This window comes from Kribbella sp. NBC_01484 (assembly GCF_036227145.1).
Taxonomy (GTDB): domain Bacteria; phylum Actinomycetota; class Actinomycetes; order Propionibacteriales; family Kribbellaceae; genus Kribbella.
Genome location: NZ_CP109437.1, coordinates 4957543 through 4976426, shown reverse-complemented (window position 1 = coordinate 4976426; position 18884 = coordinate 4957543). Strand labels below are relative to the sequence as shown.

Annotated in this window: 10 protein-coding genes; 4 read left to right on the top strand and 6 right to left on the bottom strand. The window is 65.6% G+C overall.

The genetic code is table 11. From position 1 onward, the window contains the following. Positions 1 to 18: 18 nt before the first annotated feature. From OG555_RS24435 to OG555_RS24420, 4 genes are all read right to left on the bottom strand, one after another. Positions 19 to 6507 carry an RHS repeat domain-containing protein gene (locus OG555_RS24435; RefSeq protein WP_329474866.1) on the bottom strand — a complete coding sequence of 2163 codons (6489 nt, stop codon included), beginning with the start codon at positions 6505 to 6507 and terminating at the stop codon, positions 19 to 21. A 91-nt stretch (positions 6508 to 6598) separates the two neighbouring features. Further along, positions 6599 to 7600 (bottom strand): AfsR/SARP family transcriptional regulator, encoded by a 1002-nt coding sequence (locus OG555_RS24430; protein ID WP_329474865.1) that lies wholly within the window; start codon positions 7598 to 7600, stop codon positions 6599 to 6601. Between the two features lie 114 nt (positions 7601 to 7714). Continuing rightward, positions 7715 to 8374 carry a DUF998 domain-containing protein gene (locus tag OG555_RS24425; protein WP_329474864.1) on the bottom strand — a complete coding sequence of 220 codons (660 nt, stop codon included), beginning with the start codon at positions 8372 to 8374 and terminating at the stop codon, positions 7715 to 7717. Positions 8375 to 8749: 375 nt separating this feature from the next. Next, positions 8750 to 9370 (bottom strand): GNAT family N-acetyltransferase, encoded by a 621-nt coding sequence (locus OG555_RS24420; protein ID WP_329474863.1) that lies wholly within the window; start codon positions 9368 to 9370, stop codon positions 8750 to 8752. A gap of 346 nt (positions 9371 to 9716) precedes the next feature. On the opposite strand from OG555_RS24420, the gene OG555_RS24415 reads away from it, so the two are divergent. After that, the gene (locus tag OG555_RS24415) at positions 9717 to 10514 is read left to right on the top strand and encodes an alpha/beta fold hydrolase (protein WP_329474862.1); all 798 of its coding nucleotides are present in this window, start codon (positions 9717 to 9719) and stop codon (positions 10512 to 10514) included. Positions 10515 to 10765: 251 nt separating this feature from the next. Further along, positions 10766 to 14245 (top strand): S8 family serine peptidase, encoded by a 3480-nt coding sequence (locus OG555_RS24410; protein WP_329474861.1) that lies wholly within the window; start codon positions 10766 to 10768, stop codon positions 14243 to 14245. 85 nt (positions 14246 to 14330) lie between these two features. Here OG555_RS24410 and OG555_RS24405 read toward each other — a convergent pair whose 3' ends face one another. Further along, a complete protein-coding gene (locus OG555_RS24405; protein ID WP_329474860.1) occupies positions 14331 to 14837 on the bottom strand; it encodes a MarR family winged helix-turn-helix transcriptional regulator in 507 nt (168 codons plus the stop codon). 137 nt (positions 14838 to 14974) lie between these two features. Between OG555_RS24405 and OG555_RS24400 the strand changes: the two genes are divergently transcribed. Further along, positions 14975 to 16078, top strand: coding sequence for a GDSL-type esterase/lipase family protein (locus OG555_RS24400; RefSeq protein ID WP_329474859.1), 1104 nt, complete (start codon positions 14975 to 14977; stop codon positions 16076 to 16078). Positions 16079 to 16177: 99 nt separating this feature from the next. Beyond that, a complete protein-coding gene (locus OG555_RS24395; protein ID WP_329474858.1) occupies positions 16178 to 16540 on the top strand; it encodes a hypothetical protein in 363 nt (120 codons plus the stop codon). 29 nt (positions 16541 to 16569) lie between these two features. On the opposite strand, the gene OG555_RS24390 is transcribed toward OG555_RS24395, so the two are convergent. Further along, positions 16570 to 18837, bottom strand: coding sequence for an MMPL family transporter (locus OG555_RS24390; RefSeq protein WP_329474857.1), 2268 nt, complete (start codon positions 18835 to 18837; stop codon positions 16570 to 16572). Positions 18838 to 18884: the final 47 nt, after the last annotated feature.

Sequence of the window (18884 nt, the reverse complement as noted above, 5' to 3'; positions counted from 1 at the left end):
GAGCACGAATTCCGGGTGCTAGTACCAGGTTGTGATCAGGTCCAGAGGGTCTTTGCCTCTGTCGTTCAACGCGGCGTTTGCCTCTTTCCTGCTGACCTGCTGAACGGCTAGCCCGGTGTACTCCCAGTTGGCAGTCCAGTACGAGCCGCGGAAGTCTCTTGGCTTGCCATCAGCTCTGGGCTTGTAGAGGTCGTGCCTTACCCATTGGATGCTGATCTGAGGAGCTATGAATGCTTGCTCGGCACCTGGCTTCACGGTGTAGTTGGCGCTCAACGAGGTCAGCAACTGGTTCGTGATCGTGTGCGTGTAGTCGCGACCGTAGTTGAACCCCACATCTGTGACGAGCGGAAGCAGCTTCGAGGGCAAGCCGAACTTGGCGTCAAGGCGTGTGGTGGTACTCGTGGCGTCCAGCAGACCGTCTGTCCTGGTGCCGGTGAACCCGCCGACTTGCGGATCGATCGGAATCTGGCCGACGAACATGGCGCCCGGGAGTGGATCGAGGATTCTCCAGTCACCGACGATGTTCTCGACCTGGTAGATGCGAGCAGCACCCGGGCCATTCATGACGCAGTACGGCGAATAGACTTTGCGGCAGTCTGCATCGCTCCCGTTCATAGCAAGGAGCCGTTGGTCTGGAAGCTGCGCGGTCACGGCGGCAAGTAGTTGGTTCGGACCGTTCGACAAGCGCTGACGTGCACATGCAGAGTTGCACGGGCCAAGTGGGCTAGGAGAGTTCAGCGCCGTGTCCGGATCCTGGTCTGGATTGAGGGGGCCTCGCGGTGTGTCTGGTGAACGCTGGAGGCCGGTCGGGTCGCTGGATGTGACTGGGCTGTTGTTGGCGTATGCGTACCCGTTCCAGCTCTGGGGATCCTCCTGCACGAAGACAGGGTCGACACTGATGAACCTGCCCGTCGCTGGGTCGTACTCGCGGGCACCGAGGTGGGTGAGGCCGCTCGGATCCTGCGTTCCGCCAACGAAGCCCTTCGATCCGAAACCTTCGGCTTGCTGGCCGAGCGGCGCGCCGTACGGGAGGCTGCGTCGACGGCCGACGTTCATTGTGGTTGCGTCGACGGCCAGTTCACCGGTGCCGTGGTGATCCCCCACTGTCCAGGCCAGCTTGTCGCTGCCGGTCAGGTTGCCTTGCGCATCGCGACTCGCAATGCGGGTGGCAACCGTGGTGCCGGCGTGAATGTAGTGCCGAGTCGCGGCGACCACGCCCGCGGCGTTGGACGTCAACTCGGTCCCGTCAGGCAAGGTCAGCGTCGCGGCACCGGTGGGATCCTTCCGAATCAGCCGCGCCCCGTCGGCGTCATAGATGTACACGAATCCGTCTGCCTGGCTCCCTTCTGACAACCCGCTGAGATGCCCTTCGGCATCCCAGGTCAAGGTCTGGTCAGTGCCTCCGGTTCCGGGGCGCTTGAGCGTGTTGCCGCTTGCGTCGTACTCGTACGCGGTGGCACCGGCCTCCGTCCCAGTCGTGGTGACGCCCCGGAGCGTGTGGGGCTGGGCGGCACCCGCCGGCGGATACTCGTACGTCGACCTGGACACCTCGGCGCCGTCGGCACCGAAGATGATCTGCGACTTGCGGTTGCCGGTGAGATCGAATGCCCAGTTCATCCAGTACGGGTCAGCGCCGGTCTTCTGAGGCGTGGCACATTCGCCGCTGACCTGGGTCCACGCAGCCGTGAGCCGGCGCAAGTAGTCGTACCTGAAGCACTGCTCTTGATCGGCTGGACCGGCCACGGTCGACCCCGCGATCGACATGAGGTTGCCAGCGTCGTCATACCGATATTGGCTTCCCGCCTGACCGATCCACGAACCCGGCGAACTCGAATCCGCCTTGGCGGTGAACAGTGACGTCAGGCGCCGAGTCGATGCGTCGTATCCGTAGGTGCTGCTCACCTGCTTGGCGGCTTCCCCGCCGAGCAGCCGCGTGGCGACCTTGCCGTCGTAGGTGTATCCGGTTTCGGCGACGTAGGTCTGCGCGCCGCTCGTGAGCGATGTCGGTAGACCACCTGAGTTGTAGCCGGACGTCAGAATCTCTGCGGGCAGACCGCCAACAGCAGGCAGACTCGTCGTCGCCGGAGCGCCGTTGACCCGGTAGGTCATCGCTGCAACGTAGGTGCCGGCTAGCGCGTTCTCCCCCGCGCTGCCCGTCGGGACCGTGGGAATTGTCGTCTCTGTACGTAGGGGGCGATAGCCGTCATCGAATGCTGTGGCCCTGGTGCTGTACGCAACACCATCGACATAGCGGGTCGACGACGTCAGCTGCCCTTTGGCCACCGTGTCATATACGAAGGCGGTCAATTGTTTCCGGGCAGCGCCAGTGTCCGCATAGGTGGCGGTCCTCCGACCGAGCTGGTCGTAGTCCGTAGTGACGACCTGACCTCGACCATCCTTTGTCGAGACGATGTGGCCGGCGTTGTCGTACGCCGACGTGGAGGCACCCGAGTCGGGATCCGCCGTCCTGACCTTCCGGCCGAGGAGGTCGTAGGTGTAGTCCCAGTGGTTGCCGACGGCGTCGGTGATCCGCGTCAGCTGGCCCATCCGGTCGTGGGAGTAGCTGGTGGCATCGGCGTCACCGGTTGGTGTGGACGCCTTGTACTGCAGGACCTGTGTCTGGCGACCCAGGGCGTCTACGACTGTCGTCGTGTCAGTACTGCCCTGCGGCTGATCAACGGTGGTGCGGTCGCCATCGTAGGAGTAGCTCGTTCTCGACTGCTCCTGAGGGCCACGCAGCGTGCCTTGCAGGAGAGCCTCAGTCAGCTTCCGTCCAGAGCCGTCGTAGGTGTACCACATCTGCTGCATAACGGCCGTGTTGTAGTTCGTCGCGGTGCTGATGGCTGCGGTCGGGACAGAGTCCGCGTTGTAGTAGGTGCCGGACTTCGTAACTTGACCGCTGGAGTTGTAGAAGGTGTCGGACATAACCCGCTTGCCGTCCGGCGCCTGCGTTTGGGTCTGCCGCGCCCGGAGCAGTCCGTCCAGGATCTCGTAGGAGCTCAACTGCTGACCGTCCGGCCCGAGTGCCTTCGTCTGGACGTACGGCGCCGCGGTCTCCCCGCTGATCGAGTACGTGTACTCGGCATCCGGCGTACCACCGACCGGGTGACCTGTCCGCCAGACCTTCAGCAGGCGACCAAGCGCGTCGTACTCTCCGGTGATCGTCTTACCGTTGGCGTCGGTAGCCGCGGCGGGCTTTCCTCGAGCGGGGGTGAGCTGTGTCGAGAGATGGTTGTCCAGTGCATCCGTCACGACCATCGAGGTGGTCAGGCCGTTCGTCTCGACGTACTGAGTGGTCGTCGGCTGGGACAGCGCGTCCTTGCCGCTGATCGTCCGGCCGAAGACATCTCGGCTGACCACCGTCCAGGTCCTGATCCAGTCGGCAGTCGTGCCGCTGTAGTCCCGAAGTGACTCCGCCTGTGTAGTGAGCCCAGCGGTCGGCGGCAGATCGAGGCTTTGGGTCCCCGTACCTGGCTGGTCGTAGTAGAACCGGGTCCCACGCAACACGTCGTTCGGGATCGATGGCGCCGCACTGCAGGCGACTCCGACTGTCTGCACGACCTTGGGCTTGTCGACGATGTACTTGCCGGCGTTCAGGTTGTAGCTGGTCGTGGTGCACGTCTCGTCACCGATGACGTCCAGGTCGCCGAGCTCCGATGCGGCAGTCACGTTGTGGTAGGCGTCGTAGGTTGTCGAACTCGTCGGTCCACTGCGGTAGGCGGCCCAGCCTGTCTGTCCTCGGGACTTGATCAGTGTCCAGGTCCGGTTCTCGTCCGAGTCGATGCGGTAGGCCTTGTCCGGGTAATTCGTTGCCCAAGTGCTGGACAAGGTGCGCGTCCCGGTGACGGCGACGGCAATCGTGTCGTACATCTGTTTCTTGAGGATCGTGTCGGTGTCGCCGTCGTACGTGAGCGTTTCGTGCAACTGCCCGGCACGGTACGGCTCGTCAGAGAACTGCCAACCCCAACTGTCGGTCAGCTTGACCGTGCGGTTGTCGTCGCCTGTATCGGTGCGATCGCGGTTCATTCCGCGGAAGAAGAGTCTGGCCGTCTTGGTCTTGGGTCCGTCACTGCCTGTGCCGGTGCGTTCGACGACCATCGGATAGCCGCGCCACTCACCCCAGGAACGTCCGGGCATCGGAGAACTGAACGCGTTCGCATCGTGATGCCAGAGGGCCGAATCGGTCGCGCCAACCGTTACCCCTGCGGTCACAGCGGAAGTCAGATACTGATAGGCGTGCACCACGGTCGGGCTGCCGGCGACCAGATCCCGTTCCACCACCTGATCGACGACGTACTTGTGCCACCAGGTCCATGCCCCCTCGTAGAGCTGAGGGAGGCAGCGCCGTGCATTCTTGGCCGGGTCCGGTGCTCCCGACGGGTACACGCAGCCGGTGTCCATGCCGGAGTAGCTGACCTCGACCTTGCCGCCCGTTTCGGTGAGTATGCCGGTCACGCGATACTTCCAGGATTCCGGAGCCCCCGAGGTCGGGCTGAAGAGGGCACGATTCTGGAGAGGCCCACCGTAGAAGACGATCGGCGGCAGGGTCACCTCGCCACCTGAGACTCCCGGTCCGGCATCCGACCCTGTGCGGGTGAGCATCGCCAGCCACAGTGCTGGTGACGTGCCGTGACCGGTCCCCGGGAAGTACTGGTTCAAGGCGACACTGTCAACCGTGCGGTATCCCGTCCCGGCACCGGCCAAGATCTGCGTGTCGATCTTTGTCAGCCTTTTGGCGGTCCAGAACGACGGCGTATCGCAAGGTGCCGCGGTGCAGTTCAGGTCCCACGGGGTATCGGGCCAGTTGGCGCCGCTGTGAGTTGCGCAGGAAGTGGTGAAGCAGCGATCGTCGGTAGAGAATTTGACCCGTGCCGGCGCGGTGTTCGTGCTCTCGGATCCGGCCCGCAGTCCGAAGTCGATGGTCGACAGCGTCGCGGCGCGGTCGTAGGGCGCCGTCTTGGTCTGCGAGTTCGCGACCCGCTGCTTGTTGAACTCCTTGACATAGGTGTAGACCATCGAGTTGCCGAGGGCATCGACCACGTAGTCGAGGTTCCACCGGTAGGCCATGGCACAGGAGGACTCGGTCACGCCGGCCGTCGAGAAGCACGGCTCACCCGAGTGGTTGCCGATGACGGACTGACCGAGCACCGAGTTGGTCCGAGTCGTGGTCCCAGGAACGAACGACTTGCCGAACCAGTACTGCGTACCGTTCTTGGTGGTGACCTTCCACATCTCGTCGTGCCAGTTGAGTGTCACCGAGCTCCCGGCGCCGGCGATGTACTCAACCTTCGTGCCATCGTCGTCGGCAAGATGCCAGGTGGTGGGGAACGACTTGTTGGGGCTGGTCGAGGTGTCCGACGGGATGAGGTCGGTCGAGTGACCGTTCCAGACGATCTTGGCGTTCTGCATCCGCCAGCACGAGTCGCTCATCTGGGTGGTCGATGACCAGTACGGCGAGGAGTTCGTGTCCTGATTGCAGGATCGGAACGACCGCTCGATGAACCCCGGGTCGTACGACCAGCCTTCGCCGATCCACCCGGGCTGGACGTTCTCACCCGCGGTCTGCCCGTCGACAGCAGCCGACGAGTAATCGAGGCTGACCGTCGGGACGAGGCCACCGGGCACCTTGGGCATCGCGACCGGATAGCTCCAGGTGAATCCGCCCGAAGCCCCACCTTGCTGCCAGGACGCCGACCGGGACAGCTGGGTCTTGGTGAAGTCACCGGTAGCCGACTCCGCGCCGGACGCAAGCATGACGATTGCCGAGGCCGGTTTCGCCTCTCCGGATCGGGCATCTACCGTCAGCGGCACAGTGGCAGCGATGGAGTCCTGCGCCGGCTTGTTGGCGAACGCCAATGCTTTGGGGGCGCAGTTCGTGCCAGCCCTCGGAGCGAGACCACACTCAGGTACAGCGATCAACTTCAGCCGATTCGACCAGTCACCGCCGTACGCCGCACGAAAATGTGAGTAGTCAACCTGGACGCGAATCCGCGCCGCTGCGGACTGGCCGTCGGCCCGGGTGACGCGCATCGCGACCAGCGCTCCGGGATCGTTGAATTCGTCTCGCCTCAGGACATCGATTCGCACCTTCCCAGGCGCATCGCCGCCCTCCTTCGGCGCCCGGACGGCAGGTGCGGGCGATGGCCGGGCGGCGTCGACGGACGCGATCTCCAGCGGGAGCCCGCCGACAGTCGTGCGTGCGAGTCGTCCACCCTCCGGTCCAGCGGGAAGGTCGACGACAGCAATAGCGGGCTCAGGAAGCTGCGGCGAGTCGGCACGGAAGACCGGCGGCTTCGCCGCACCATCTCGAGCCGGCCGAACCGGCGCAACGGACACCGACGCGGTTTGTGGTCCCTTCGCGGCAGCTTCCGTCCGGACCGAGTCGCCCTGGACCGAGTCCGCGGCCCAGCTCGACGACGATGCGCCGACCAAACTCGCAATGAGCGTGATCGCCGTCAGCGACAGCCCGCTGCGGCGAAGCCTCGAGGATTTCGATGTGGCGGACAAAGGCCCTACCTCCTGGATTCTCTGCGGCCGCCAAGGTCCGCGTTGACCGGGCGGTCGCGGACTGACGGTCAGCGCAGCCTTGTCCGAACCGTCACGGGTCCGTCACGCGTGAGTCACTGGATCTTGTTGTCTCTCGCACCCACAGGTCCAGGTAGCCCTTCAAGAGGTCCCGCTCGACTGTCAGCGCGACGTTCTCCCGACGTAGCCGGGCCAGTTCATGATGGGTCGCCTCGGACATGTTGCCTCCGACATCGACCGGCGCCGCCTGCTGCGACCCGTTCTCCTCGCAAGGACCGTGTCTTGCTGCCGTGAGATAGGCCGTCTGTGGCATCTGGTCGAGCGACGTGTCACCACGAAGCATTCCTTCATGTAAGCGCTGGAGCTCCGCCCCCGCATCGACACCCAACTGCTCCCGGAAGAGTCCGCTGGCACGCCGGAACGCCTCCAGAGCCTCCGCCCTTCGACCAGCCCGATAGAGAGCCAGCATCAACAGACTCTGGATGCCCTCCCGATACGGGTGCGCCGCGGCCAGCCCGACGAGTTCCGATACGACCTCAGCATGCTGGCCCAGTTCGAGGCGCAGGCGCGCCCGCCACTCCAGCGCGCCGAGCCGACGCTCCTCGATCCGTATCGCTGCCACCTCTAGAACCGGGGTGGACATTCCGTCGAGGGTCGGACCCCGCCACCAGGCCATCGCGGCGTCGAGGGCACGGATCGCCTCCACGCGGCGGCCTTGCTCTTCGAGAACCGCCGCCCGACGTAGGTCGTGCTCGAACTCGTGCAGGTCGAGCTGTCCCTCCCCCACGTTCACCATGTAGCCAGACCCTCGGGTTCCGATCGGGTCGACACCGCCGGCCCTGCTCCGGAAGAGCTTCCGGAGATCGGACACACGGTTCTGGACCTGCGTGCGCACCCCGGCCGGGAACTCGTCTCCCCAGGCAGCAGCGATCAATTGCTGAATGGACACCACTCTGTTGGCCTCGAGCAACAAGGCCGCCAGGATGCTGCGTCCGCGGTTGCCGCCAACCAGGAGCTTGTCTGCGCCCGCATAGACCTCGAGCGGACCCAAGATCCTGAACTCCACTGGCTGCATGCCGCCTCCTCAGAAGCTGGGCCCATGACGGGTGAGCCACGTCCGATAGGTTCCCCACAACTGCGTCGAACAGGTGAAGGCGATCTCGACACGAGCGGCCCGCCTGCCGTGAAATCAGCCCCTTAGGCGATGGTCGACAGCACCCGCGACTACGCGATGACCGAACCGATGGAGGCGCTGCAAAGCCAGGGCGGTGAACCACGCAAACCCGACTAGTACCGAGATGGCCAGCCGCCAGCTTGAACTGTCCGGATCGGGCCACGCACTGAGTGTGAGCGAAACCACGCCACTCGCAGCAGAGAAGAACGACCAGCCGGGCTGTCGTTCATTCTTGAACCGGCCGGCGAGGATCAGGCTCACGACCACCAGGGAGGTGAACGCCAGGGGCGGTGCGAAGGCGTGCAAGGTGCCATGCCAGGTGAAGTCCGCTGGGATCTCGTCCGGAGTCCCGATCGGGTATCCAAGAGCCGCGTCCGGAGGGAAGACGCCCCCGGCGATGAGCCCGATGCCGAACAGGACCGTGAAGCGAGGCGCCCAGGTCGTCCCACGGCCGGTCTGCAGCGAGCGCTTCAGTCCGCCTGCGAAGACGCAAGCGAGGACTCCGGCAACGACGAAGTTCGTGATCTGGATCCACCCTTGATCGCCCACACTCAGCAGGCTCATCGGTTGATGAGTGATGTCGAAGCCGTCACGGGTCAGCAGCTGCGCGGCGACCGTCGCGACGAACAAGGGGCCGGCGATCACTCCGGCTGCGAGCAGGGTTCTGGTGTTCATGCTGTTCCTCTTTGATCTTCGGTGTCGGGAATGGTTCATTGAATGCGTCGAACGCGCGTGCAGTAATTCGACACCCCATAAACATGCGGCGAGAAATCTTGCGCAACGGTTATCCGCCGACGACCAGATGTAACTATGACCGGCAGCCGCGCGTCAGGCCCTTCTTGGCATGGGGTGGCACGCGTTTGGGTAGATGCACCCGGACCTGGAAGAAAGAAGTGAGGACGGGGGCACCCCATGCCCTCGACCGTCACATACAACGCCAGAGCCTGGACGTTGCCAGCAGCAACGAACCCCTCGAGCAACACATCGAGATGCCCCGGCGCCGTGGACTTCCCGGCGTAGGGGCCGCTGGCAGGACACCACGAGGCGCTGCTATCTCGCCGGCCAGGGAAGAGGCCCGGAGTGGGGCAGCGTGAACTCGTCCATCGCCAGCTGCGACGCCATCCACGCGGTTCGCCGCCACCGCTCGCGGTCGATCCGGTAGAGCACGTGCCGTTCGAGTCGGTGGCCCGGAGCAACCCGCGGGTGGTCGAAATCCTCCGCAGAGTTGTGAATCATGCCGATCCGCTCCATCACCCGCCGGGAGCGCTTGTTGACAGTGGCCGTCACCGATACGACTTCGGGGAGACCAAGAGAGTTGAAGGCGAACTTCAGGCACGCTCGGGCAGCCTCGCTGGCATAGCCGAAGCCCCAGGAATCTCTGACGAGCCGCCAGCTGATCTCGACGGCGGGGCCGATGAGGGTATCCAGGTCAGCCGGGGCCAATCCGGTGAAGCCGATGAAACGGCCGGTCTCCCGCACCTCCAGAGCCCACAGACCATATCCCTCGGCCTCGATGGAGCGGGTACATCCGTCCACCATGGCGAAGCTTTGCTCACGGCTCAACAACTGGGGGAAATACCCCATCACCTCTGGATCAGCGCTCATCGCCGCGAACGGGCCGCGATCAAGGATCGTCCACTGACGGAGCAGCAGTCGGTCGGTACGGATCATAGGCGCAAGTTAGTCCGGCTTATCCCAGGTTGATCTCGGATTTCTCATCGGTACGTCACCCGCAACCTGACGCGTCAGCGTGCGTGGCCCGCCCCTGATCCGGTCGCTCAGCTGATCAGTGACGGTTCCGTGACGAACGCGGGGCCGAGCCGGGGACGACCATCGCTATCTTCCGGCCATGAATGCATCGAACGTCTTCGTCGCCCGTGTCTCTCCGGATGATGGAGCGGCAGAAACGATGGCACGCGCCCGGGTACTTCGAACGAGCCTTCCTGCGGCTGTCGATCCCAGGCATGGTCGTTCGACGTGTTGATACGGAAACCAGACTCCATAGGAGAACACGATCATGCAGACAGTGACCTCGCGTGACGGCACCACGATCGCGTACGACCAGGCCGGCAAGGGTCCGGCCCTGATCCTCGTCGCCGGGGCATTCAGCTACCGCAAGTACCCGATGCTGCCCAAGCTGATGGCGGCCTTGTCGGATCACTTCACCGTATACAACTACGACCGCCGGGGACGCGGCGACAGTACGGACACCCAGCCCTACTCGATTCAGCGCGAGATCGAAGACCTGCGGGCGCTTGTCCGGGCAGCCGGCGGTGAGGCATACGTCTGGGGACAGTCCTCCGGTGCCGCGCTGGCACTGCATGCCGCCGCGGCTGATATCGGCATTCGCAGCCTCGCGCTGTACCAACCGCCGTTCCGCGTCGACACCAGCAAACCGCTGCCACCCACGGACTTCCCGCAGCACCTGGGTATGCTTGTTGCTGAAGGCAACCGTAGTGCAGCGGTGCGGTACATGATGACGAAGGGGATGGGCGCGCCAGGTATCGCAGTCGGAATTATGCGCCTCCTTCCGTTGTGGAAGCGCTTGACGCGCGTCGCGCACACGCTTCCGTACGACGTCACGATCGTCGGCGACAGGATCTATGGGAAGCCGCTCACCCCCGCCGACTTCGCCGACGTGAAGGTACCGACCCTCGTGATGGCCGGCGGCAAGGCACCGGAACTCCTGCGGACCGGGGCTGAGCAACTCGCCGCAGTCCTACCCGATGGCACCTACCAGGTCCTCGACGGACAGAGCCACGCGGTGTCACCAGCCTCCCTGAAGCCGGCCCTGACCACGTTTTTCCAGCAATGACCAACGGGCACCCCTCTCACCGACTGCGCGCGTCGAACACCGACGCGTCATCCCAAAGGACTCTCATGCGTCGAAGGGTCATCAGCGCCGGCGTGGCGCTACTTCTGACTGCGCTACCACTCACCGCGCCAGGTGCAAGCGCGAACCCATCACCGGGATCCGCGCCTCCGCAGGCAACTGCCGGCGCGGAAAAGACCGTCACTCTGATCACCGGCGACGTAGTACACGTTCAACAGGCAGCGGATGGTCGCATGCAGACGGTCGTGGACGCCAAATCGCCGTCAGCGGCGTTCCGGGTCTTCGAACGAGCCGGCCACACCCATGTGATCCCGCTGTCAGCGCAGCAACTGGTCGACGGAGGCATGCTCGACGGACGGCTGTTCGACGTGACAGGCCTGATCGAGCAAGGCTATGACGACGCGAGCCGGCCGGATCTGCCTCTGCTCCTGAGCTATGGAGCCGCAGTCCCACAGGCCGCGCCGGACGGCGCGCGACTCGGGGCATCGCTCAAGAGTGCGCATGCACGCGCCCTGACCGCGGCCAAGTCGACCGCCAGACTCTTCTGGGCGGATGTTGTCGCGCACGGTACCGGCAAGCCCCTGACGGCGATGAGGCTCGAGGACGGGATCACAAAGATCTGGCTCGATGGCAAGGTACGCCCCACGCTCGACCGGACAGTCCCGGCGACCGGCGCTCCGCAAGCCTGGCGGGATGGGTACGACGGGCGCGATGTGAAGGTCGCCGTACTGGACACCGGACTCGACAATGGACATCCCGACTTCGACGGCAAGGTCGTAGCCACGCGCTCTTTCACCCCGGACGGCAACACCAATGACCTCGTCGGCCACGGTACCCACGTAGCCTCGATCGTGACCGGTTCTGGAGCAGCGTCAAAGGGCCAGTACGCCGGTGTGGCGCCTGGCGCGAAACTCCTGGTCGGCAAAGTCATCGACGACACCGGAGCCGGCCAGGACTCCTGGCTGATCGCCGGAATGGAATGGGCTGTTGCCCAAGGCGCCAAAGTCGTGAATCTCAGCCTCGGCAGCTATCCCACCGACGGCTCCGATCCATTGAGCCAAGCCGTCAACAGGCTCAGCGAGTCCAGCGGCACACTCTTCGTCGTCTCCGCGGGGAACTCCGGGCCGCTCGAGCAGTCCGTCACTTCACCAGCAACGGCCGACTCCGCCCTCGCGGTGGCCAACATGCAGCTTGACGGACGGCTGAATCCGACCTCCAGCCGTGGCGCCAGGGCCGGCGACAACGCCATCAAGCCGGAGATCAGCGCACCTGGGACTGACGTTGTTGCGGCCCGCGCCGCCGGCAGCGTGATCGGACGCCCGGTTGGCGACCGCTACATGTCTCTGTCAGGCACCTCAATGGCTGCTCCGCATGTTGCGGGTTCAGCGGCGATCCTCGCGCAGCGGCATCCTGACTGGACGGCAGCTCAGCTGAAAGCAGCGCTCGTCTCGACGGCGATCCCCGTCGAGGACGAGCCGATCTGGGGGCAAGGTGCAGGGTCGGTCGCCGTCGACCGCGCCGTCGCGACGACCGTTCGGGTCAGCGAGTCCGTACTGAACCTCGGATATCTCGCCGAGACTGCCGCACCTCACACCCGGACGCTGACCTACCACAACGATGGGGACAAGCCGGTCACTTTGACTGTGAACGCGGTGATGCAGGCCGACGACGGCACCCCCGTCCCGTCTGCGGCACTGAACGTCAGCCCCCACCAGTTGGTCGTGCAGCCCAAGGGATCCGCGTCGGCGACGATCACCTTGGACACCTCGGCAGTGAAGCCGGGACAGTACTCCGGGCGGATGGTGGCCACCGGAGGTTCCGTCCCGGTTACGACGCTGCTCGGCTTCTATCGGCAGGGCGACCTGGTCGACGTTTCGGTCAGCCTCGCCGATCGCCTGGGCCGGCCCGCATCCGGGAGCGTGACCCTTTACAACTACCGCAAGGGTCTGTTCGAGCCTTGGGGCTACATCAACGGCAGTGTCACCGCGGGACAGACTCTGCACCTGCGGATTCCCAAAGCGACGTACAGCATCACCGCCCTGGTCAATACCAACGACGAGTCGGATCGGTTCACTTCCGAGATGAGCGTCGTGGCCGATCCACAGCGCGTGCTCGACCGCAACGCGCATCTAATCCTGAAGGCGAAGGACGCACGCCCAGTGGCGGCGCGAACCCCGGAAGGCGCCGCGGCCGAGAGCGTCGTGTTCGGCTGGGTGCGTGGCGATGGCAACGGCAACGACTTCGTCGACTCGTTGGTCCTCCTACCTGAGGCTGGAGAGGTTCAGCGACTGTCCGCGACTCCGACGAGCACCGTCACCGATGGCCGGTACGACGTCTACACGACCTGGCATCTGGCGGCTCCCTGGCTGACGCTCGAAGCCGGTCGCGAGACCTTCGCGCCAACCTACTTGGCGGGTTCTCCGCATCATGCGGGACGGCTGCGCACCAGCCTGGTCGATGTCGGCACCTCGCCGGCCGGTCGCGATCTTGCCGGCAAGATCGTCCTTGTTCGTGAGTCAGCTTCCATCTCCCTGACGGACCAGATCCGCGCGGCAGCCGAGGCAGGTGCGTCGATGGCGCTGATCACTCCGGCGGAGCCTGGACTGCTGCGCGGGTTCGTCGCTGGGGCGCAGATTCCTGCAGCGACCCTGTCGTACGCCGAGGGCCGACGCCTCCGCGTCCTCAAGGGCTCGGTCGGGATCACGGGGATCGTGGACTCGCCGTACAGCTACGATCTCGCGTTTCACGATCCCGGTCGCATTGCGGAATCCATGGTCCGGACGGTCCGGCACTCCGATCTGGCTCGTATCGACAGCCAGTACGCCGCTGATGGCACCGGTACCCCGGTTGAGATCACCAGGTTCCCGACCGCTCCGTGCAGGTGCTCGCTGACGACCGTGCGGGAGTTGCACTCGGCGCCCTATGCGCGAACGGAGTACGTCTCGGCGGGTGACAGCGCGTGGACGACAGTGACGCGCAACAACGTCACGTCCAACCTCGCCAGCACGAGCAGGACCTACGAATCGGGGCGCCACCAGGAGACTTGGGGAAAGGGGCCGCTGGCACCGAATCCGCGGGGCAGCGCACTATCGACCCGTAGCGGCGACGCTTTGCATTTCAAGGTGATGGCCGTTGCCGACGCTGACGGACATCAGGGCGGAGTGATCGCTGAGTCGAGCAGCCAGCTCTTCAGAGGATCCGAACTGCTCGCAACCTTCCCGTACGCCGGTTTCGGAGACATCGATGTTCCTGCCGCCGACGCCGAATACCGGCTCGACATGACAGCCTCGAACAAGTCGTCGACAAGTAGCAGGCTTTCGACCTGGACGCATACGGTTTGGAGCTTCCGGTCGGGCCGTGTCGCCGGTGCGGCAGAACCGTTGCCGTTGCTGTCCATCGCCTACGATCTGCCGCTGTCGGTCCAGAACAGCGCCGACCCGCGGCAACCGCTCGCCTTCAGGGCACGAGTCAGTCGCCAGGACGGCAGCGTGGTCCCAGTTGCGTCAGCCTCGGTCTGGTTCTCCTATGACGACGGTGCAGCCTGGAAAGAACTGAAGACACAGATGGATCGCGGGTCGCTGACGGCGACGCTGCCTGCCGCTGGCGCCTCGAGCGGACGTCAATTCGGGTCCTTGCGGGTTGTCGTCAAGGATCGCTCAGGCAACGCCGTCGAACAGACGATCCACCGAGCGTTCCGGCTCGCTCGAACCTGAGAGAAGGGAGGTCCGGCCGGGCACTCACAGATCCGCCCGGCCGGATCCGGCTCGTTGTGGCCGATGCCCGGCTACAGCCGATCGATCACCCGCGACCGCGGCGTTTGCGGGGGGCCGCGGAGCGGGGCGGCTGGGCGCGCATGTGGTCGCGAACACGCGCCATGATGTCGCCCAGCTGGTGCAGGTCGTCGTCCGAGAGGGAGTCGAACAGGAGGCGGCGAATGTCCTGGACGTGGCCGGGCAAGAGGCGACCGAGCAGAGCGAGTCCCTTGTCGGTGATACCGACCAGAGTGGCGCGTTCATCCTCGGGACTCGGGCCGCGAGTGATGAGTCCTGCCTTCTCCAGCAAACCCGCCTGATAGGTCAGGCCGCTTCGGCTGTAGACGACTCCGTCAGCCAGGTCCGTCATCGTGAGCCGGCCCTGAGCATCGGCGAGCCGGGCCAGGAGCTGGAACTGCACGTAGCTGAGGTTGCCCTCCTTACGCAGGTGCTGCTCGACCTGATGCTGGAGCACGCTGACGGATTCCACGAGCGCGAAATAGGCCCCCAGCTGCTCAGGATCGAGCGCTTGGGCGCCGTGGTCGCCGGTCATCTCCCTGACCCTACCTGCTTCGAATCCTAAGCATTGTGTCGGCCGTCACATCTCCTGGACATATGCTTCGAGTTCGCAGCAATCTAGATCGTGCTTTGACTTCGAAGCATATTCTCACCTCCTAGAACGGAGCGAACATGATCTGGACAGCCGGCTTCCGCACCGCGGTGATCAGCCCCTACGAGGTCGTCAAACTCAGCGAACCGCGAGGCTTCTCCGACCAGACCGTGCGCCAGGCGCTCTTCATGGCCGGCGGCGGCCAACGACTCCGGGTCCGCCTGACGAACCGGTACGGCCGCTCCGCCCTGATCATCGGCGCCGCGACGATCGCCGCCGTCCACGGACAGGCCGCCCTCACCTTCGACGGCAGCGAGAAGCTCACCATTCCGCCGGGCGAGGACGTTGTCAGCGACCCGATCGACCTGACCGTTGCCCCTGGCACCAACCTCACTCTCGATCTGTACTTCCCTCAGGAGACGGGCCTGGCCACCTATTCCCACAAGCCCGCGGAAACCGCCCGCATCGTCACCGGGAACCAGGTCGGCGCCGGCGAATCAACCGGAGCCGAGGAAGTGGAAGGAAGGTTCTACGTCGCGGGCGTCGACGTACTCGCGCCGGACGACACCGCTGTCGCCGTCGCGTTCGGCGACTCATGGTTCGAAGGCGTCGGCTCCACCATCGGCGCGAACAACCGCTCCGTCGACATGCTCAACCGCCGCCTCGAGCACGGATGGGTCGTCAACCAGGGCATCGCCGGGAACCGTCTGCTCCGCGACGAGGTCGGAGAACACGCCCTGGCACGCTTCGACCGCGACGTCCTCTCGATCCCCCGGCTGACCCACGTCCTGGTGCACTTCGGCATCAACGACCTCGGCCTCCCTGGCATGACCGGCGAACCTGCCGCCACAACCGACGCCCTCCTCGAGGGGTTCACGGCCTTGGCCCACCGCGCCCACCAGGCCGGCCTCAAGATCCTCGCCGCCACCATCGGCCCCTTCGCAGGCGCGGTCTACCCGGGTATCAGCACGCCCGACGGCCTCGCCACCCGGCGCGAGGTGAACGACTGGATCCGCACCACCACCATTTTCGACAGCGTCTTCGACGTCGCCCGAGCAGTGGAGAACCCCGCAGATCCCGACTACATCCACCCCACCCTGGACAGCGGCGACGGCATGCACCTCAACGACAGAGGCGCCGAAGCAATGGCCAACACCGTCGCCCTCAAAGCCCTCACCCTCTAGAACAGCCCGCCTCCCCACCTGCCGCAACGTCGATTTCGCGCGGTCATCCACGGGCCGACCCACCCGTGCCAGGCCTGGGGACTTCGGTCCGTCGTCGCAGTGCCGATCGTCGTCGACAGCCAGCAATGGGGAGTCATCATGGTGGCTCACACGTACGACCTGCTGGCCGCGGACGCCGAGGCACGGCTGGCCGGGTTCACCGAGCTGCTGACCACCGCCGCAGTCGGTGCGCGAGCGCGCACCGAACTACGCCGGCTGAGCAACGAACAGGCGGCGCTGCGCCGGGTGAGCAACGAACAGGCGGCGCTGCGCCGGGTCGCGACTCTGGTCGCGCAGGCGGCGCCGCCGCCGGAGCAGCTGTTTACCGTGGTTGCTGCGGAGGTCTGCCGGCTGCTCGGGACCGACTTCACGGTGCTGAGCCGGTGCGACCGAGACGACCTGGTGACAGTCGTCGGCAACTGAGCCAGGCTATACCGCGGCGGGTGGTGGCGTCAGGATCCGACTGCGGCCGGCGTCGGTGCCTCGGCGTCGCGCGCAGACAGGTACGCGTCTGGCCGCCCTTCGACGTGCAGACGGGGCACCCAGCGCTCCAGAGGACGGGGCAGCCACCAGTTGCTGTCACCGAGCAGCCGCATCACCGCCGGGACCAGCAGCATTCGGACGATTGTCGCGTCCACCAGAATCGCCGCGACCATGCCGATCCCGAACGACTTCATGGTCACATCGTCGAGCGCGATCAGCGCCGCGAAGACCACCATCATGATGGAGGCGGCTGCGGTGATCACCCGGCCGGTTCCGGCCAGCCCGCCGAGGATGGCCCGACTGTTGTCCCGAGTGCGCACCCAGGTCTCCCTCATCCAGCTGATCAGGAAGACCTCGTAGTCCATGGAGAGACCGAACAGCAGGGTGAACATGATCACCGGAACGTAGCCCGCCAACGGCGCCGGCGAATCGATGCCGATCAGGTTGCCGGCCCAGCCTCCGTCGAGGAAGAACGCCAGTACGCCGTACGCGGCCGCCACGGAGAGCAGGTTCATGATCGCCGCGGTGACGGCGATCACGACACTGCGGAATGCCACGAGCAGAAGGAGCACCGACGTGACGACGACTCCGCCGATGAGGTACGGGAGCCGGTCGACGACCGATGAGTTGAGATCGATCGTCGTGGCGGTCCGCCCGCCGACATGTGCCTGGATACCGGTGCCCTCGACGGCGGCCGGGATCGTCTTGTCTCGAACAGAGCGCACCAGATCCACGGTGGCGCTGTCCTGCGGTCCCGTGGTGGGCACGACTGTGATCAGCGCGGTGTCGCCGGCCAAGTTGATTCGCGGCGGCGACACCGCGGCGACACCGTCTGCCGCTGCGAGTCCAGCGCGCAGCTTCCCGAGAGCCGTGTCCCCGGCGGCCTGCCCGAGATCCGCGACCACCAGCAGCGGACCGCTGCTGCCCGGGCCGAAGGCCTCGGTCAGCATGTCGTAGCCCTGCCGGCTGGAGGTGTTCTCAGGATCGTTGCCCGCGTCGGGCATCGCGAACCGGACCCCCAGGAAGGGCACGGCCAGCACGACCAGCACGGCGATGCCCCCCGCAGCGGCGAGCGCGCTGTGCCGTTGCACGACGCGGCTCCACCGCAGCCAGCCGCGGGCCGGGATCAAGTGACCGTCGGCCGAGACCCGTGCGACGCGGCGGCGTCCCAGCGGCAGTCTCAACCGCTCGATCCACCTGCCCAGGTACCCCAGCAACGCGGGGAACAGCGTCAGAGCGGCGAGCATCACGACCAGTACCGCCACCATCGTCACGACGGCGGTGCCGTTCATGATGGACAGTCCCATCGCGAAGAGTCCGCCCATGCTCACGATCACCGTTCCACCGGCGAGGACGACGGCCCGGCCGGCGGTGTCGAGGGTCGCCACCGTGGCCAGCTCAGGATCGAGCCCCGCGGCCCGCAACTCCCGGAACCGGGTCACCATCAGCAGCGCGTAGTCGATGCCCACTGCGATGCCGAGCATCGCCCCGATGAGCGGCGCGAAGTCGGGCACATCCACTACCGCGGCCACCAGGCCGACCAGGCTGGAACTCACCAGCAGCCCACCAACTGCCAGTGCCAGGGGCAGCCCAGCTGCCACCAGCGACCCGAACGTGATCAGCAGGATCACGGCGGCCGCGATCAGCCCCAGCATCTCGGTGCTGCCTCCCTGCGGAGCTTTTGCCTGCTGAACCGCCCGGCCGGTGAGGGCGATCTCCAGGCCTTCGCCGTCCGCCTTGTCGGTGGCAGCCAGCAACCTCTCGGTGTCCTCGACCGGCATGTCGTTGGGGTTTGCGACATCGAGGTAGACGCGTGCGACCAAGGTTCGGCCATCCGGTGAGACCGCCGCGGCGGCGGCGTACGGATCCTCCACCTCGGCGACGTGCGGCAGGTCTTCCATCTCTGCGAAGAGCGCCTCGACCCGACTCCGGACCGCACTGCCGGCCACGTTGTCGGCGCGGATCACCACATCGATGCGATCGCCCGCCTGAGCCGGGAACCGCTCCTTCAGCAGTGTCTGTGCCTGCTCGGAGTCCGACCCCGGCAGCGACGCCCCGTTGACCTTCTCTCCCCCGAACGAGGCCGACAGACCGATCGCGAGGACGAGCCCCACCAGCCAGGCCAGGAGCACCATCCCTCGCCGGCGGAAGGACACGCGGGCCAGCCGTCCCAGTGGCCCGGGGCGCACCGGATCGGCGCCGTCGTGGCGATCGGCGGGCAGGTACGTCTCGGTCATGAAGGCCTCCATCAGTGATGTAACGGAGTCGATCGTCTCGTCGGCGA

Coding starts and splice junctions, on each gene's coding strand:
- OG555_RS24400 (WP_329474859.1), top strand. CDS start 14,975: ATGATCTGGACAGCCGGCTTCCGCACCGCGGTGATCAGCCCCTACGAG.
- OG555_RS24420 (WP_329474863.1), bottom strand. CDS start 9,370: ATGATCCGTACCGACCGACTGCTGCTCCGTCAGTGGACGATCCTTGAT.
- OG555_RS24415 (WP_329474862.1), top strand. CDS start 9,717: ATGCAGACAGTGACCTCGCGTGACGGCACCACGATCGCGTACGACCAG.
- OG555_RS24410 (WP_329474861.1), top strand. CDS start 10,766: ATGCAGACGGTCGTGGACGCCAAATCGCCGTCAGCGGCGTTCCGGGTC.
- OG555_RS24405 (WP_329474860.1), bottom strand. CDS start 14,837: ATGACCGGCGACCACGGCGCCCAAGCGCTCGATCCTGAGCAGCTGGGG.
- OG555_RS24390 (WP_329474857.1), bottom strand. CDS start 18,837: ATGACCGAGACGTACCTGCCCGCCGATCGCCACGACGGCGCCGATCCG.
- OG555_RS24430 (WP_329474865.1), bottom strand. CDS start 7,600: ATGCAGCCAGTGGAGTTCAGGATCTTGGGTCCGCTCGAGGTCTATGCG.
- OG555_RS24425 (WP_329474864.1), bottom strand. CDS start 8,374: ATGAACACCAGAACCCTGCTCGCAGCCGGAGTGATCGCCGGCCCCTTG.